General features: G+C 71.8%; 14 protein-coding genes and 3 tRNA genes. 8 read left to right on the forward strand and 9 right to left on the reverse strand.

All coding sequences use genetic code 11. From position 1 onward, the window contains the following. Positions 1-26 precede the first annotated feature (26 nt). Positions 27-1637 carry a chitinase gene (locus LPA41_RS07205; RefSeq protein ID WP_229069161.1) on the reverse strand — a complete coding sequence of 537 codons (1611 nt, stop codon included), beginning with the start codon at positions 1635-1637 and terminating at the stop codon, positions 27-29. Between the two features lie 251 nt (positions 1638-1888). Between LPA41_RS07205 and LPA41_RS07210 the strand changes: the two genes are divergently transcribed. Together LPA41_RS07210 and LPA41_RS07215 are read left to right on the forward strand one after the other, a co-directional pair. Then, positions 1889-4840 (forward strand): EAL domain-containing protein, encoded by a 2952-nt coding sequence (locus LPA41_RS07210; protein ID WP_229069162.1) that lies wholly within the window; start codon positions 1889-1891, stop codon positions 4838-4840. 780 nt (positions 4841-5620) lie between these two features. Then, positions 5621-6187 (forward strand): RICIN domain-containing protein, encoded by a 567-nt coding sequence (locus LPA41_RS07215; protein WP_229069163.1) that lies wholly within the window; start codon positions 5621-5623, stop codon positions 6185-6187. 90 nt (positions 6188-6277) lie between these two features. Here the strand turns inward: LPA41_RS07215 and LPA41_RS07220 are convergent, their stop codons facing one another. The 5 genes from LPA41_RS07220 to LPA41_RS07240 all read right to left on the reverse strand — a co-directional run bounded on the left by LPA41_RS07220 (position 6278) and on the right by LPA41_RS07240 (position 8682). Continuing rightward, entirely contained in the window at positions 6278-7189 is a 912-nt protein-coding gene (locus tag LPA41_RS07220; protein ID WP_229069164.1) for a CU044_5270 family protein, read from the reverse strand. Next, positions 7182-7757: an RNA polymerase sigma factor gene (locus tag LPA41_RS07225; protein ID WP_229069165.1), complete on the reverse strand. Its 576-nt coding sequence runs from the start codon at positions 7755-7757 to the stop codon at positions 7182-7184. Before LPA41_RS07225 ends, LPA41_RS07220 begins: the two co-directional genes overlap by 8 nt. Before the next feature lie 671 nt (positions 7758-8428). After that, positions 8429-8500 (reverse strand) — tRNA-Val (locus LPA41_RS07230). Between the two features lie 10 nt (positions 8501-8510). After that, a tRNA-Cys gene (locus LPA41_RS07235) sits at positions 8511-8581 on the reverse strand. Positions 8582-8609: 28 nt separating this feature from the next. Beyond that, positions 8610-8682, reverse strand: a tRNA-Gly gene (locus tag LPA41_RS07240). A gap of 115 nt (positions 8683-8797) precedes the next feature. Here LPA41_RS07240 and LPA41_RS07245 point away from each other — a divergent pair. Then, entirely contained in the window at positions 8798-9376 is a 579-nt protein-coding gene (locus LPA41_RS07245; RefSeq protein ID WP_229069166.1) for a GNAT family N-acetyltransferase, read from the forward strand. A 104-nt stretch (positions 9377-9480) separates the two neighbouring features. Here the strand turns inward: LPA41_RS07245 and LPA41_RS07250 are convergent, their stop codons facing one another. Genes LPA41_RS07250 through LPA41_RS07260 form a run of 3 tightly spaced genes read right to left on the reverse strand, consistent with a single transcriptional unit; the run spans position 9481 to position 12491 of the window. After that, positions 9481-10197 (reverse strand): FAD:protein FMN transferase, encoded by a 717-nt coding sequence (locus LPA41_RS07250; RefSeq protein WP_229069449.1) that lies wholly within the window; start codon positions 10195-10197, stop codon positions 9481-9483. A 32-nt stretch (positions 10198-10229) separates the two neighbouring features. After that, positions 10230-10778, reverse strand: coding sequence for an FMN-binding protein (locus LPA41_RS07255; protein WP_229069167.1), 549 nt, complete (start codon positions 10776-10778; stop codon positions 10230-10232). Positions 10779-10811: 33 nt separating this feature from the next. Then, entirely contained in the window at positions 10812-12491 is a 1680-nt protein-coding gene (locus tag LPA41_RS07260) for a ferric reductase-like transmembrane domain-containing protein (RefSeq protein WP_229069168.1), read from the reverse strand. A gap of 169 nt (positions 12492-12660) precedes the next feature. Between LPA41_RS07260 and cbiE the strand changes: the two genes are divergently transcribed. The 5 genes from cbiE to LPA41_RS07285 are packed head-to-tail and all read left to right on the forward strand — an operon-like array spanning position 12661 to position 16641. Continuing rightward, complete coding sequence (gene cbiE / locus LPA41_RS07265; RefSeq protein ID WP_229069169.1) at positions 12661-13869, forward strand: precorrin-6y C5,15-methyltransferase (decarboxylating) subunit CbiE; 1209 nt, start codon at positions 12661-12663, stop codon at positions 13867-13869. Continuing rightward, positions 13866-14609: a precorrin-4 C(11)-methyltransferase gene (gene cobM / locus LPA41_RS07270; RefSeq protein ID WP_229069170.1), complete on the forward strand. Its 744-nt coding sequence runs from the start codon at positions 13866-13868 to the stop codon at positions 14607-14609. Before cbiE ends, cobM begins: the two co-directional genes overlap by 4 nt. Beyond that, a complete protein-coding gene (locus tag LPA41_RS07275) occupies positions 14606-15334 on the forward strand; it encodes a cobalt-precorrin-6A reductase (RefSeq protein WP_229069171.1) in 729 nt (242 codons plus the stop codon). The genes cobM and LPA41_RS07275 overlap by 4 nt, the downstream gene beginning before the upstream one ends. A gap of 55 nt (positions 15335-15389) precedes the next feature. Beyond that, the gene (locus tag LPA41_RS07280; RefSeq protein ID WP_229069172.1) at positions 15390-16016 is read left to right on the forward strand and encodes a hypothetical protein; all 627 of its coding nucleotides are present in this window, start codon (positions 15390-15392) and stop codon (positions 16014-16016) included. Between the two features lie 4 nt (positions 16017-16020). Next, on the forward strand, positions 16021-16641 hold the full coding sequence (locus tag LPA41_RS07285) for a hypothetical protein (RefSeq protein WP_229069173.1): 621 nt from the start codon (positions 16021-16023) through the stop codon (positions 16639-16641). Positions 16642-16680: the final 39 nt, after the last annotated feature.

A 16680-nucleotide genomic window follows, 5' to 3' on the forward strand; every position in this document is an offset into this window, starting at 1 on the left:
CGACGACCCCGGGCCGCCGGCGACGGTCAGCCGGTGACCGGTTCCCCCGGCACCGCGAAGAGCGGCTGCCACGGCTCGTCCGGGCTGATCGGGAACTCGGTGGAGGGCGCGTCACCCTGCGTCGTCCAGCGTGCCTGGTACGGCAGGCCCTCGAAGAGCACGCGGTCACCGCGGATGTAGGACTTCTTCGCGTCCCACGCGGCGGTCACGCCGGTCACCAGCGGGCTCGGGCTGGGCGCCGTGTCGGTCTTGGTGACCGGCCCGATCACCGACCACGGGCTGGGCGTCCCGGAGTCGCCGTCGGCGGACGGGTCGTACCCCTGGTTGGCCCATTTGGCCTCGTAGACCACGCCGTGCCAGACGACCTTGTAGTTGGCGACGTACTGGGCGGTCAGGCGCCACACCGGGTACGGGCTGGTCTTCGGGTCGTCGACGACGGCCGCCTGGGCCGGCATCGTGATCGACTCACGGCCGGAGGCGTCGGTGCTGCCCGGCAGGCCGGCGAAGATGGTCGAGAAGGCGAGCTTCTCCTGCGGTACGCCGCTGCACGTGTTGGAGTGGACCACCACGTTGGTGAAGGTGCCCTTGCAGGGTGCGTCCCGGTTCACCGACCACATCGAGACCCGGCCGAGGCCCTTGTCCACCGCGAAGGTCGCGAGGCCCCGGGCGTCCTCGACGGTGAACCGCTCGGCGTCCACGTCGTTCTGGCCGATCATCGGGGTCGCGCCGATCCGGGACCAGACCTGCGGCGACGTCAGCTGTACGCCGAGCCGCAGGTAGAGGTCGGAGAGCTGCTTGTGGGTGGCCTCCAGTGCGCTCGTGGAGAGTTCCAGCATGTCCGGTTCGGAGCTCTGCGCGGAACCGAAGTCCATGGTCATCACGTTCACCCCGCGCAGCGCGACGCCGCCCTCCAGGGTGGTGCGGACGGCGGCGAGGCCGTCAGCGGTGAGGCCGCTCGGGCTCACCGGCAGGGTCATCCACACGGTCAGCTCGCTGCCGGCCGCGGTCTGCTCGGCCTGCAGTGTCCTCAGCGCCGCCGCCCGCCGCTGCAGCGACGCCCGGTCGGCCACGGCGGTGCCTTCGATGTCCAGGTCGAGCGTGGTCAGCCCGTACCGCTTGATCAGTTGCCGGTAGGCGTCGGTCAGGCGCGCCTGATCCGTGCAGGCCACCGCCAGCTCGGTGTTCGTCAGGCCGCCGACGCTGAGCATCACGTTGCCACCGGCGGAGCGCAGCTGGTCGATCCGGCGGTCCAGCTCCAGCGACGCCGCCGCCTCGTCCGGCGTGTACGCCCCACCCCAGCTCGGCGCGCACCCGTCGGACGGGTCGGCGACCACGAAGCCCAGCGCCACGTTGTTCGCCGGGTTCGCCGCCGGGTCCTGGAACTGGAAGGTCGGGGTGAGCGTCACGTCCACGTACGGCACGGCCCACGACTTGGCGGTCGGGCCGGCAGTCTCCCGCAGATGCATCACGCCCAGGGTGCCGCCGGTGCCGATCGCTCCCACCAGCAGGGCCAGGAAGCCGACCCGGAGCCAGGACAGCCGGCGCTGCGGCTGGTCCGGTTCCTGCCAGTCCGGATCAGCGAGCGGATCGTCGTGCTCCACCCGCGCGGTCGGCGGGTTCGCTCGATCGGTCAGCATGGGGGCCCTCTCGTTCGCCGGGGTCGTCGACGGGCCTCGCCCGCTGTCCCTGAGCATCGGCAGCAACCGCGCCGGCTGAAGGGTGCCGCCGGAAACCTTCAAGCTCCCGAGCCGCAGCCGATGGAACACGAGACCGGCAGGCACGGCGACACGAGTGAGGGGCTTTCATGCAGCGCAATGCGGCGGAACAGCGCAGACCGGAAGGTCCGCGCCAATGGGGAGCCGACCATCGGTCGGATCCCCATCCCCTCGTGCCGCCGCCGGTCTCCGAGGGACGGATCGCCCGCGGCCGGCTGGCGATCGTACTGACCATCGCCGTCTGGGCCGGATATCTGGCCTACACGGTGTTCGAGCAGTTCATCGTCGGTAAGGCGAACACCGCGCGGCTCGCGGTCGAGGCGATCGTGTACATGCTGGTGATCACGGCGCTGACCGCCTCGGCGATGGCGTACCTGATCACCCGGATCGGCTTCTTCTACCGCAGCCGGTCGCACCGTCGGGCGCCGCGGATCGCCCTGGACCCGTTCCTGGCCGGCGAGACCCCGGCGGTCACCGTCCTGGTCCCCTCCTACCAGGAGGACGAGCGGGTCATCCGTACGACGCTGCTGTCCGCCGCCCTCCAGGAGTACCCGGACCTGCGGGTCGTGCTGCTCATCGACGACCCGCAGCAGCCCCGGACCCGGGCCGCGCGGGACATGCTGCTCGGCGCGCGGGCCCTGCCCGGTGCGATCGAGGCCGAGCTGGCCGTCCCGTTCACCCGCGTGCAGGCGGCCTACGAGCGGTTCGAGCAGGGGTACGGGGACACCCGTACCGTCACTCTCGGCGACATGCGTGCCCTCGCCGCCGAGTACCGGTTCGCGGCGGGCTGGCTCTACGGGCTCGGCCGGCGGCAGGAGATGGTCGACCACACCGACGTCTTCTTCGTCGAGCACATCGTGAACCGGCTCGCCGGTGACCTGGGCACCATCGCCGGCGCGCTGGAACAGGGGGCCGAGGAGGAGGCCACCGTCCCGGCCGAGCGGCTGGTCCAGCTCTACCGCCGCCTGCTGGCCATCTTCGGTGTGTCGGTGACCGGCTTCGAGCGCAAGCGGTACGTGTCGCTGTCGAGCGAGCCGAACAAGGCGATGAACCTGAACAGCTACATCGGGCTGATGGGCGGCAGTTACCAGGAGGTCAGCACCCCGCTGGGTGTCGCGCTCGTCTCGGCGCGGCCCGGCCGTGCCCAGCTCACCATCCCGAACCCGGACTACGTGCTCACCCTGGACGCCGACAGCGTGCTGCTGCCGGAGTACGCCCTGCGGCTGGTGCACCTGCTCGAACAGAGCGCGCACGCCCGGGACGCGGTGGCGCAGACGCCGTACAGCGCGTTCCCCGGCTCGGCCACCCGGATCGAGCGGATCTCCGGCGCCACCACCGACATCCAGCACATCGTGCACCAGGGCATGACGCACTACGGCGCCACGTTCTGGGTCGGCGCGAACGCGGTGCTGCGCAAGAAGGCCCTGGACGACATCTGCGAGGTCGCCTTCGAGGGCGACTGGGAGATCAAGCGCTACATCCAGGACCGTACGGTCATCGAGGACACCGAATCGACGATCGACCTCGGGGTGCACGGCTGGACGCTGTACAACTACCCGGAGCGGCTCGCCTACAGCGCCACCCCGCCGGACTTCGGTTCGCTCTGCATCCAGCGGCAGCGCTGGGCGAACGGCGGCCTGCTGATCCTGTCCCGGTTGAAGGACCAGTTCCGGGCCAAGTCGGGCCGGGGGCAGAAGAACCGGTTCGGCGAGCTGTTCCTGCGGGTCAACTACATGGCCTCGATCTTCTGGAGCTCCATCTGCCTGGTGATCATGCTGGCGTACCCGTTCAACGCCGACCTGCTCAACCCGGTTCTGCTGCTGGTCTCGGTCCCGTACTTCATGATGATGAGCGCCGACCTGAAGCACCTCGGGTACAAGCGCTCCGACGTGCTGCGGATCTACGGCTTCAACCTGATCCTGCTGCCGGTCAACCTCTCCGGCAGCTTCGCGTCCCTGCTCCAGCTGCTGACCGGCGAGAAGAGCCAGTTCAAGCGGACACCCAAGGTACGCAACCGGACCACCGCGGCGACCTCGTACCTGATCGCGCCGCTCGCCCTGATCGCCCTCTGTGCCTACACGGTCGTGCGTGACGTCCAGCTGCACCAGTGGTCGAACCTGGCCTTCGCGGTGATCAACCTGGTCCTCTCCCTGTACGCCATGATCGCTTTCGTCGGTCTCGGCAACACCGTGGTGGACCTGCTCACCCACGTCCGTGACTGGCTGTACCGCCCGGTCACCGCCAAGCGGAAGCCGGCCATCACCGCGAAGCACAGCGCCAAGGCGGGCGCGACCCCGGCCGCCGGCGGCCACGCCGAGGCCCGGGCCACCGCCGGCGCGATCGGCGACTGGGCGTCCGTACTGCACTACGGCGGCGAGGCCGGTTCGGCCGGCATGGTCGCGGTCCGCAACACCCCGGCGGCGCCGGGCGCCACCCGCCGGACCGCCGGCACCGGGTCCAGCTCGTTCGAGGAGTTCACCTTCTTCACCGTCTTCCAGCCGATCTTCGACCTGGACTCCGGCGACGTGGCCGGCTACGAGGCGCTGACCCGGTTCGCCGACGGCAGCACCCCCCAGGGCGGCCTGGCCGCCGCGGAACGGCAGGGTCTGCACATCGACCTGGACGCCGCCCTGATCCGGGCCGCGCTCGCCTCCGCCGGCACCCTCCCGGACGGCGCCTGGCTCTCCCTGAACGTCTCGCCGGAACTGCTGCGCCGCACCGGTGAGCTGGCACAGTTGCTCGCCGAGACGAACCGCCCGATCGTCCTGGAGGTGCACGACGCCGACCGCGCGGACCTGGAGAACCTGCCCCCGAACGTCCGGATCGCGGTCGACGACGCCGGCGCCGGATACGACAGCCTGGCCCGGATCGAGCAGCTGAAGCCGGCCTTCCTCAAGCTCAACCCGGCCGCGCTGACCGAGATCACCACCAGCGAGGCCCGGCAGGCAGCGATCCGCTCCCTGGTCACCTTCGCCCAGTCACACGACTGCACGCTGATCGCCGAGGGCATCGAGACGGCACCGCAGCGGGACGCCCTGCTGGCCTGCGGGGTTCCGCTGGGCCAGGGCTTCTACCTGGGCCGCCCGGCCCCGGTGGAGCGGGCCCTGGCGCACGCCGCCAACTGACCGGACGCCGAACCGCGGGGTCACCACACCGGTGGCTCCGCGGTTGCCGCTTTTGCCCGCTGCCGCGAGCACACGTGCCTGGCGCGTGGAGTCACCTATCCGCACTCTTACCGCATTTGGCCACGCTGAACTTCTGATCGTTCCCGGTCGGCGCGACCGCATTGAAAAGGCGCAGAGATTTGCATTCCGCGCCTTTTCGAAGCGGATCGCGCATGGCCTTCCAACACCGTTCCAGCGGTCGCATACGATCGGAGACCTGCCCGCTGATGCCGCCGCGCCGGCTGCCGCGAGAACAGTGCGGCGTCCACCGGACGACCGCCCGGCCGCCCGGCCCCGGACACCGCCGCGGGCCTGATTGTTCTCGGTCCCCGGCCGCGGAGCGGCGCCGGCTGAGCCGGCATCCGCGGCTCCCGCCATCGACCAGTCGCTGGCCTTCCCGCCACATTCCAGCTGGTAGATGGCCGATAGACCCACCGGGGACCTGCCGCCGATCCGCACCGCAACGGATCTCAGCCGCGAGCACCTACGAGCCGCCCGGCAGCCGTCAGATCGTCGATCCGTGCCTGTGCGTGCTGCGGCGCGCCATGGCCCGGGCCTGGCGAAAGGCGATCTCAGCACCCTGAAATCGGGCCGAGATCATCCATTAAACAATTCATGAACGTCTTTTTGTTACATCGGTGAACCTCGTTCTAAAAGGGTGATTGCAAGGTGTTGGTGAGTCTGCCACTCTGCGTCAGGAGCTCACTCGGAGCAACCGAGTGGCCACGGGGAGGAGACACCATGCGCAACAGATTCATGAGGTCAGCGGTTGCGGTCGCGGTGACCGCGGCACTGGCGGCCACCCTCAGCCCGGCCGCCGCGCAAGCGGCGTCCGACGACCGGAACACGGTCTCGAGGTCGGCGGCCGTCTCCCAGTCGAAGAGCTCGGCCTTGGCGCCGCTCGCGGTGAAGAACAAGAAGTCGGGCAAGTACCTGCAGCCCAGCAGCTCGTCCAACAACGCCATCGTCCGCCAGCAGAACGCCAGCGCCAACAATCTGCAGGGCTGGACCCTCGTCAACGACGCCGGATACACCACGCTCTGGAACTTCGGCGTGAACCGGAACATGGGTACCTCGGGCGCCAGCACCGCCTCCAACACGTCCGCGGTCATCGTCAACCCCTCCGGCAGTTTCGACCAGGACTGGCTCGTCTCCTGGATCAACAGCACGGAGTTCTATCTGAAGAACCGCAAGAACACCGGGATGTGCCTGGGCATCGACGGTGCCAGCACCGCCGCCGGCGCGCGGGCCGCCATCTACGGCTGCGCCAACGCGATCAACCAGACGTGGTCGTTCACCACGTTCTAGGCCGTCACGCGCCTCCGTCGGCGCACAACCGCCACCTGAGCGGACGCCGATCGCGAGGTCACCACACCGGTGACCTCGCGATCCGGCCGTTCAGCCCTTCTCGCGCAGCGTGTCCACCACCGCGACCCGGTCGATCAGCCAGTCCGCGGTGCCCACCAGCCGATGGGTTCCCGGGTCGAAGATCCAGACCACGCGCTCCGCCGTGTCACCCGGCCCGGCCCACGCCACGCCCACACCCTCGCGGCCTTGCACGTCCGTCACTCCCTCGACCAGCCGGACCCCGTCGAGCAGCCCGATCGCCCGGTAGAGAGCCGCCCGCTGCGCCGGCCGCATCCAGAACTGGTAGGCGAGCACACCGACGTACCTGCCCAGGTCGCCGGCCTGGGCGTCGCCGGCCTCGGCACGGACGTAATCCCTGATCCAGCCGGCCATGGCGGCCGGTTCGGTCGGCATGTCCGGCCGGTAGCGCCGCACCGGCTCGCAGCCGACAACGGTCCTCCCGTCGTCCGCCGTCGTCCGGTTGTTGCGACAGCCCGGCGAGATGCGGTAGTTCCCGTTCTGGTCACGGCTCCGGTTGTCGTGCTCGCCGTCGATGGACAGCCAGGTCTCGTGGAGCGTGCCGATCCGGCCGACGGTGCGGTAGTAGAGGTACTGGTCGTCGCGGGGAACCGTCTCCGGGTCACCGGCCGCGACAGTGGCGGCCTGATCGAGGAACGCGGCGACGGCCGTCATCTCCGGCACCCGCGTCGCCGTGCCCGCCGTGGCCGGGGTCGTGGCCGGGGTGCTCGGCGTGGTCTGCGCGGTCTGCACGGCCGGGAGCACCACGACCGGGATCGTCACCGCGGCGACGGCCGCCGCGGCCAGCCCCGCCACCGTCAGCCGGCGCCGCTTGCGCCGGGGCGCCACCTCCGACAGCAGGGCCGTCCGCGCCCGGCTGAGGCGTTCCGGTGACGGCAGCGGCGTCTCCGCGCCCAGTTCCCGGACCAGCGTGATCTCATCCATGACGAATCCCCTCCTCGGCGGTGTTCAGCGGATTGCTGCCGCCCAGCGCGGCACGCAGCTGGGTCCGGGCCCGGTGCAGGCGCGACCGCACCGTGCCCACCGGGATGGCGAGCGCGGCCGCGACCTGCTCGTACGTCAGTTCCTCCTGCACCACGAGCAGCAGCACATCGCGGTCGCCGTCGCCCAGGTCGGCCAGGGCCGAGGTGAGCACATCGCGCAGCGCGGCCGCGGTGACATCGGCGGCCACCCGGTCGGCGTGACAGGTGGTGTCCGGCTCCCGCGGGACGGCCCGGTGCAGCCGCAACCGCCGGAGTTCGGCACGGCGATGCTGGGCGACCAGATGGGTGGCGATCCCGTAGAGCCACGGCCGCGCGTCCCGCTGACCCGCGCGGAACGTGCCGCGCCGCCGGAACGCGACCAGGAACGTCTCGGCGACCAGGTCGTCGGCCTGCTGATCACCGAGACGCCGGGCCAGATAGCGATGGATGTGCGCGGCATGCCGGTCGAACAGGGCCGCGAAATCCCCACGGATCAGCGCGACGTCGTCCGGTTCGGTGCTGTGCTGCATGAACCGTCCTTCCAGAGCAGAGTGACACCTGTTATCCGTCACTCGCCGGAAAAGAGTTCACGCCACCCACACCCCCCTGGCCGCCGGGAGTGACCAACAACGCAACCCGGGGCGTGCCAGGCCCTTGGATCAGCGAGGCATGTGAGCGCTCGGGAGGTCACCGGAGCAACAAAGGCTGGAGAGGCCCGCGCCGCGGGCGGCTGCGGTGGGTCCACCCTGCGGTGTTGATCTGCTAGCGCTGCGAAATCGCGGTCTTAACCCCTTGATCACAGCGATTTCGTAGCGCTAGCAGATCAACATCTCGGCACCGGCGGCGTGCCCGGCGCCACCGGCGTGGAAACGAAGAGAACCGAGTTGATGCGCGGGCGGCATCGGCTGGACGGCGATCGGGGTGCAACAGGGCGCCGAGCCGACAAAGGTCAGGGCGCCCCAGCCAGGCAACCGAAGGCAACCAGAGCGACCCCGCCCAGGGACCCGAAGGCAACCAGGGCGACCCCGCCAGCCAACCGAAGGCAACCAGGGCGACCAGGCCAGGCGACCGAAGGCAACCAGGGTGACCAGAGGCAAGGGGGTGCGGGTGGCGAAGCCCTCGCCCGCGCGACGAAGTCGCGCAAATAGAACGAGGCTGGAAGGTGAGCGCGTCACGCGAACACAATCCAGCCCCAGTTTCGTGGGCGATACTGGGATCGAACCAGTGACCTCTTCCGTGTCAAGGAAGCGCGCTCCCGCTGCGCCAATCGCCCTGAAGGTGCGAGGTGGAGACGGGATTTGAACCCGTGTACACGGCTTTGCAGGCCGTTGCCTCGCCTCTCGGCCACTCCACCGAGGTGGCCCCGTGAACAGGCCGCTCCGAGCGGACGACGGGATTCGAACCCGCGACCCTCACCTTGGCAAGGTGATGCGCTACCAGCTGCGCTACGTCCGCACGCCCCCGGTGTTTCCCCCGGCGACGGAGAAAACATTAGCCGGTCACCGAGCCACTCGCCAAACCGGGGTACCCCGGCGTGTCGTCACCTGGGCAAACGCACGAGGATCGGCGCGTGGAGCTGATTACCTGGTATCTCGAGCAGGGTGATGTCGCGCAGGTCCGGCCGGGCCGCGAGCCGGCGGTGCCGGTGGAGGTGCGGCGGGCGGAGCTGCCCAGTCCGGAGCTGAACCGTTTCCTTTACACGGCGGTGGGTGGTGACTGGTTCTGGACGGATCGGCTGGCCTGGGCGTGGCCGCAGTGGCAGGACTGGCTGTCGGCGCCGGGCGTGGAGACCTGGGTGGCGTCGGTGCGGGGCACCCCGGCCGGCTACGCGGAGCTGGACGGGCGACGGCCAGGTGAGGTGGAGATCGCGTATTTCGGGTTGCTGCCCCAGTTCGCCGGGCAGGGCATCGGTGGTCACCTGCTGACCGAGGTGCTGCGCCGGGCCTGGGATCTGGCCGGCCGCTGGCCGCACCAGACGGCGATCAGCCGGGTCTGGGTGCACACGTGCAGCCTGGACGGCCCGGCGGCGCTGGCGAACTACCGGGCGCGTGGCCTCACCGTCTACCGGACCGAGGTGACCTCGGCGGCGGACGGCGCGGCGGCACCGGGCCCGTGGCCGGGCGCCCAGCGGCCGGCCACGGGGGCATGAGCAGAAATCAGGGGAGGGCGCGGGCCATCCCGAGGGAGTACGGCGCGGTCTCGCGGAACCCGTGCCGCTCGTAGAGGCGGCGGCCGGGCGGGGCGGCGCGGCGGTCACGCCACCGGCAGGCCGGGGGACGTGAAGGCGCGGCCGTCGTCGGTGACGGCGGCCGATTCGTACCCTTCGGCGGCCTTCTTGGCGAGCCAGGCCAGGCCGGCTTCCCCCATGGCGAGGGCTGCGGTGGCGTACGCGTCGGCGAGTGCCAGGTCGGGGCCGGTCACGGTGACCGATCGCAGGCCGGTCGCCGGTTTCCCGGTGCGCGGGTTGATGATGTGGGCGCCCCGCTCGTACGTCCCCGAGGTGGCCACCGCCCCGTCGGTGAGCGCCAGCACCCAGCTCAGCTTGTCCGCCTCCCAGGGGTGCCGGACACCGACCCGCCAGGGACCGCCGGACGGCCCGGCGCCACGCATCCGGATGTCCCCGCCGGCGTTCAGGTAGTGCCGCCCGGAGCCGGCGTCGTGGAGGCGCTGCGAGGCCACCTCGACGGACCAGCCCTTGACGTAGCCGGACGGGTCGAGCTGCCCGCCCGCGTACGCGTCGAAGTAGCCGTCGGTCTCGCGCCACAGGTCGGCGCACCGGTCGAGCACGTGCCGGAGGTCGGCTGAGCAGTCGTCGAGGGCGATCTCGCCGCGGCGGAACCGGCAGACCTCGCTGTCGTCGCGGTAGGTGCTGAACCGGGCGTCCACCTCGTGCAGCCAGGCACAGGTCGACGCGATGAGTTCCGGCCCGGCGGAGTCGTCGGGCAGCTCGATGCTGACGACCGTACCCATCACATGTTCGACGTGGCGCACGAAGCCTGACCCTACGCGCCGGCCTTGTCCAGGGCCGCCTGGAGGGAGTCGACGTAGGAGCCGCTGGTGGCAGTCGCGCCGGACACCGCGTCGACCTGGGCGCTCTGTGCCGCGAGGGTGGCTTCGCTGAGCTTCTTCACCGCGTTCGGGTTGATCGTCCCGCTGAAGCCGCTCGTCGGGTACGTCGCGTCCGCCGCCGAGATCTTCCCGCCGCTGACCTTGATGGTGACCTGGACGGTGCCGTACTCGTTCTGCACGGCCTTGCCCTTGTAGGTGCCGGCTTTGAGCCCGGCCTCCTCCTCCTTTTTCTCCTCCTCGGCGGGCTTCTCGGCGGAGGAGGAGTCATCCGACTCCTTCTTCTTGGCGGGCTTCTTGCTGGCCGTGGCCTCGGGCTCGGCGGCAGCCTCCTGCTCGCCACCACCGTCGCCGTCCGCGGGCGCCTCCTGCGAGACCGGCGCCGTGGCGACCGGGGCGTCCGGCGGCTGCACGCTCAGGCGCACCCCGAGGATCAGGGCCGCGCCGGTGAGGGTGCCGACGGCTGCTGCGGTACTACGTCGCATCGCGAGAACTCCAGTCGTGAGGAGAGGAAGGGGTCAGAATTCGAACGGGTCGAGGTGCAGCTGGCTGTCCGGCACGTCGAGCCGGCGCAGCGTGCCGACCGCCGCGTTCACCAGCCCGGGCGGGCCGCACAGGTAGACGTCGCGCCGGTTCACGTCCGGCACCAGGCCGCGCAGGCCCTCCGGGGTGAAGAGCCGCTGCGGGCCGGGATCGGTGCGGGAGCCGACGATGTAGCGCACCCACGCGTCCCGCTGCTCGGCCAGTTCCTCCAGCTCGGCGCGGAACACCAGCTCCTCGGGGCGGCTCGCCCGGTAGATCACGATGGTGTCCGCCGGCATGTCCTCGAGCAGGGCCCGGATCGGCGCGATGCCGCTGCCGCCGGCGATCAGAAGTGCCCGGCGACGGGTACGCCGCTGCGCCGTGAACGTGCCGAAGGGACCTTCCGCCCAGACCGGCGTGCCCGGCCGCATCGTGGCCAGCTTCGCGGTGTGCCCCCCGGCGATCGTCACGGTGAGCCGCAGCCACTGCGAGTTCGGCGCCGCGGACAGGGAGAACGGGTGCGACTGCCACCAGCCGTTCGCGGTCAGGAACCGCCACCGCATGAACTGGCCGGCCTGCACCGGGATCTTCTCGAGGCGCTTGCCCTCGATGTAGATCGAGAACGTGTTGGCACCTTCGCTGACGACCTCGGCGACGGTGAACCGGTGCCGGGCGTTGAGCCAGACCGGTTCGACCACCCGGCCCCAGATCAGGGCGGCGAGGGTGAGGCAGCCCAGGGCCGGCCAGAAGACGGACGCGAACCGGCCGCTCATGTCGGCGCCGGCGGCGATCTGGTGCCCGTACCCGAGGAGCAGCACCCCGTAGCTGGTCAGGTGGATCAGGTGCCAGAGCTCGTACGGCAGGACGTTGCGGATGAACCGGATCGAGACCAGCGCGATCACCACGAGCATCACTGTCGCGACGGTGGCGCTGATCATCTCCGGGAACGTGGTGATCACGGTCCAGGCCTGGTCGACGACGCCGGTGCCGGCGGTCAGCGAGTAGGCGTAGACGATGAAGACGATGTGCGCGACCACCATGGCCAGCAGCGAGGTGCCGAGCCAGCGGTGCCAGCGCAGCAGGTCACGCGAGCCGACCCACTCCTCGAGCCAGGAGACCCGGCTCATCATGAGCAGCTGGATGAAGAGCAGGTAACCGCCGATCAGGCCGGTGATCCGGCCGGCCGCGAGCATCAGGCTGGTGGTGTCGCCGACCGCACCGGCCTGGGTGTTGAAGAGCCAGAGGGCGACGCTGGTGGCCAGGCCGGAGAAGAACAGCAGCACGGTGAGCAGCCGGTTGCCGCTTGTCGCCTCGGCCGGTGGGCGGTCGTCCGCGATCGGGAAGCCGGTGCCGGCCTTCCACCCGCTGGGGTCGGTGAGCGACTCCACCACGATGTCGCCGCGCCGGTAGGGGTCGGCGGGCTGGTACGGGTCCGCGGGCTGGTACGAGGCCGCCGGCCGGTAGGGGTCCTGCCGGTACGACTCCGCCGGCTGCTCGTCGTACTGCTGCTGGTCGTACTGCTGCTGCTGGTCGTACTGCTGCTGCTGGTCGTACTGCTGCTCGCGCCAGGACGGCATGGGCTCGTCCCAGCCGGGCCGGGCCTCGTCGCGCAGGCTGGCGAAGTATCCGTCGTCGTCGGGCAGCTCACGCTGATCCTGGAAGGCCGGTATGGCCATCGTCCTCACCTGTCCAGCAGTCGTCTCACGGCGTCTGCCACCCCTGCGGCTGACGTGGCGGCCCCGGTCGGCGGAGGAGCCGTCAGGGATGGGTACGCGCGCGAGCTCCGGTCGGCTCAATGCCGGTCCGGAAAATCTGCGTCAGGTGCCGCCGTCTAGGTTTCTTCCCATGAACGGGACGGACGTGATCACGGTGATCGGCATCGGCGCCGGTGGGTGGTCCGACCTTTCCGGTACGGCCCGGCGTGCTCTCGCCTCGGCCGACGTGGTGCTCGGCAGCTCACGGCAGCTGGAGCTGCTTCCCGCCGAGGTGGCCGCACGCCGCGTGCCGTGGCCGTCCCCGCTGGTCCCGGCCCTGCCCGGGCTGATCGAGGCAGAGCACGGCCGATCCGTCGGCGTGCTCGCCAGCGGCGACCCGATGTTCCACGGCATCGGCGCCACGCTGGTCCGGCTGTTCGGCGCGGACCGGCTCCGGGTGCTGCCACACCCCTCGTCGGTGTCGCTGGCGGCCGCCCGGCTCGGCTGGGATCTGGCCCGCACCGACGTGGTGAGCTTGGTCACGGCACCCGTCGCGACGCTGAACCGGCTGCTCAACCCGGGTCGGCGGATCCTGGTGCTGGCCGCCGGCGCGCACACCCCGGCGGAGGTCGCCGAACTGCTCGCCGCACGCGGCTACGGGTCGGCGGCGGTGACCGTTCTGGAACAGCTGGGCGGCCCGGCCGAGCGGGTGGTCGCCGGCACCGCCGACGGCTGGGCGATGCCGCCGGGCGACCCGCTCGCCGTGATCGGGGTGGAGCTCGGCGACGGGCCGCCGGTCTCCGGTCTGGCCGGGCTTCCCGACGAGGCGTACGAGGGTGACGGCCAGCTGACCAAGCGGGAGGTGCGGGCCGTGACGCTCGCCGCCCTGGCCCCGGTGCCCGGGCAGCTGCTCTGGGATGTCGGCGGCGGCTCCGGGAGCATCGGCATCGAGTGGATGCGCAGCCATCCGGCGTGCCGGGCGATCGCGATCGAGTCCTCCGCGACCCGGGTCGCCACCATCACCGCGAACGCGGCCGCCCTCGGCGTGCCCGGGCTGCGGGTCGTGCACGGCCGCGCGCCGGAGGCGCTGGACGGCCTCGACCAACCCGACACGATCTTCATAGGAGGCGGCTTGACCGGCGACGGAGTCCTGGACCGGTGCCTCGCGGCGTTGCGGCCCGGCGGCCGGCTGGTCGCCAACGCGGTCACCGTCGAGTCCGAGGCGGCGATCGCGGCCGGGTACGCGCGACTCGGCGGCGAACTGACCCGGCTCACCGTGCAGCGCGGCTCGCCGGTGGGCGGCTTCACCGGCTGGCGGTCGTTCATGCCGGTCACCGTCTGGTCGGTGGTGCCGCGATGACCGTGCACTTCATCGGCGCCGGCCCGGGCGCGGCCGACCTGATCACGCTGCGCGGGCACCGGCTGATCGCCGCCGCGCCGGTCTGCCTCTACGCCGGCAGCCTGGTGCCGGTCGAACTCCTGGAGGCCTGCCCGCCCGGCGCCCGGCTGGTGGACACCGCGAACCTGACCCTCGACGAGATCGTCGCCGAGATGGTGACGGCGCACGAGGCCGGGCAGGACGTGGCCCGGCTGCACTCCGGTGACCCGTCGGTGTTCAGCGCGGTCGCCGAGCAGATGCGGCGGCTGGACGCGGCCGGGGTGCCGTACGACGTGACGCCCGGTGTGCCGGCCTTCGCGGCGGCGGCGGCGTCGCTGGGACGCGAGTTCACGGTTCCGGGGGTGGCCCAGACGGTGATACTCACCCGGACCGCGGAACGGGCCACCGCGATGCCGCCCGGCGAGGACCTCGCCACCCTCGGCGCGAGCCGGGCCACGATGGTGCTGCACCTGGCGGTGCAGCGGATCGAGGCGGTGGTGGCGGAGCTGGTCGGCAACTACGGCGCGGACTGCCCGGTCGCGGTGGTGGCCCGGGCCAGCCGGCCGGACGAGCTGATCGTGCGCGGGACGCTCGCCGACATCGCCGCCCGGGTGCGGGCCGCCGGGATCAAGCGGACCGCGGTGATCGTGGTGGGTGCCGCGCTGACCGCGGGACAGTTCCCGGACAGCCACCTCTACTCGGCGGACCGCTGCCGGCCATGAGGGTGCTGCTGCTCGGCGGGACGGCGGACGCGCGCCGGCTGGCCGGGCTCCTCGTCGCGGCCGGCCATCGGGTGACGACCTCGCTGGCCGGGCGGACCCGGGACCCGTTGCTGCCCGCCGGCGCGGTGCGGATCGGCGGGTTCGGCGGGGTGGCCGGGCTGGTGGCGTACCTGCGGGACGAGCGGACCGACGTCCTGATCGACGCGACCCATCCCTTCGCCGCGGTGATGACCGGCAACGCCGCCGAGGCGTGCGCGACCTCGGGCGTACGCCGCCTGGTGGTGCGCAGACCAGGCTGGACCGCCGCGCCGGGCGACGTGTGGCACCGCGTCGCGTCCCTCGGCGACGCCGCGGCGTTCCTCCCCCGGATCGGCCGGCGGGTGTTCCTGACGACGGGCCGGCAGGGCCTCGCCACGTTCGCCGGGCTCGGTGGCTGCTGGTTCCTGGCGCGGTCCGTGGAACCGCCGGACGGTGTCGTGCCGGAGCGGCTCCAGGTGCTGCTCGACCGCGGCCCGTTCGATGTGGAGGGTGAGCGCCGGCTGATGCTGGCGCACCGGATCGACGTGCTGGTCACGAAGGACAGTGGCGGTCCGGACGCGAAACTGGTGGCGGCCCGCGAGCTGGGTGTACCGGTCGTGATGGTGGACCGCCCCGCTCTCCCGCCCGGTCCCGTCGTCACCACCGCCGAGCAGGCCGTCACCTGGCTGGGTACCGGAACGCGCTGAAACACGACACCACCGAGGGATCCGCATCGGCCTCGATCGGTGCGAGGCTCGGAACATGCTGGGCACCGCGCTGCACACCGAGTTGACCGCGGTGCGCGCCCTGGTGTCGCACGGCCTCACCGAGGTGAGCGACGCCGGTGACATCGGGCAGTTCTGGATCCGCTCGGCGTGCACCCGGTTGTCCGCCGCCGACGCCGTGCTGGTCGAGGCGGCCGGCGTGGTCGCCGGGCCGGTCCAGGCCGTCGTGGCGGCCGCGGTGGCGGCCGGCGCGGTGCTGCTCTCCGCGACCGCTGCCCGGGCCGCCGGGCTCGGCACCGCCGGCGTGCTGATCATCGCCGCCCTGATCCTGGTCGCGCTCGCCGCGGCCGCACCCACCGCCGGCCGCTGGGCGCGGACCGCGGTGGGCCGGCGGCGGCTCGCCCGGGTGCCGGTGCCGGCCGTCCCCGGCCACACACCCCGATGGCCGGGACTGATCGTCGTGCCGGAGACGCTGCTGCACGCCCGGGTGCGCCTGGTCTCGACGATCCTGCGGCGCGCCGGCTCCGGCCGGTGGGGTGCCGCGGAGCTGCGCGTGGTGGCGGACGCCGACCCGGTGGTGCGGCACCTCGCCGAGGCCGATCTGCTGCTGTGCCAGGCCGTCGACTGCCTGGAGCGATACCTCGACGACCTGGCGAAGGGATGACGTGATGATCGCTTCATCCCCGTCTTCCGGACGGCAGGGCGGCCTGTCCGGCGGGATGTTCCGCGGCCGGCGCGACGATCTCTTCGGCGGCCGGACGGCGCCCCGGCTGCGCCGGATCGAGCGGGAGCTCGCGGCCGCCGTCACCGACGCCCAGAGCCGGGATTGGGCCGCCGATCGGCCCGATCGGGTCGGTTTCGCGCGGCTCGGGCAGGTCCGTCACGAGGTGGCCCAGGCGCGGCGGCATCAGCGTTCCGTCGTTGTCCCCCGGGTCCCTGCGGCCTTTCTGGTCGTCTGGCTCGCGCTGGTCACGACCCTGTTGCTCCGCGGCGGCGACCCGAGCCACCCCCCTGTTCTCGCCGCCGCGACAGCCGTCGCGCTCGGCGCCGTCCTGGCCGTGACGGCGGCGGCCCGGGGGCTGCGCCGCGCCCGGGCCCGCCGAGCGCCGGGCACGCCCGCCGTGATCGACGATCCGTATCTCTACCCGGAGCTGCGCCGGCGACTCGAGGGGTGCGCGGTGGCGGCCCGGTCCGACAACTCGTACCGGCGGCGGGCCGCCGCGACCGACCTGGAGTACGCCCTCGACTGGCTCGCCGCCGCCGAGGAGGAACTGCCCCGCCGGCCGTGACGGCCAGCACTGTCACCTCCCGGGCACCCTCGGCGTCCC

It is taken from the genome of Actinoplanes sp. DH11 (assembly GCF_020873875.1).
GTDB lineage: Bacteria > Actinomycetota > Actinomycetes > Mycobacteriales > Micromonosporaceae > Actinoplanes.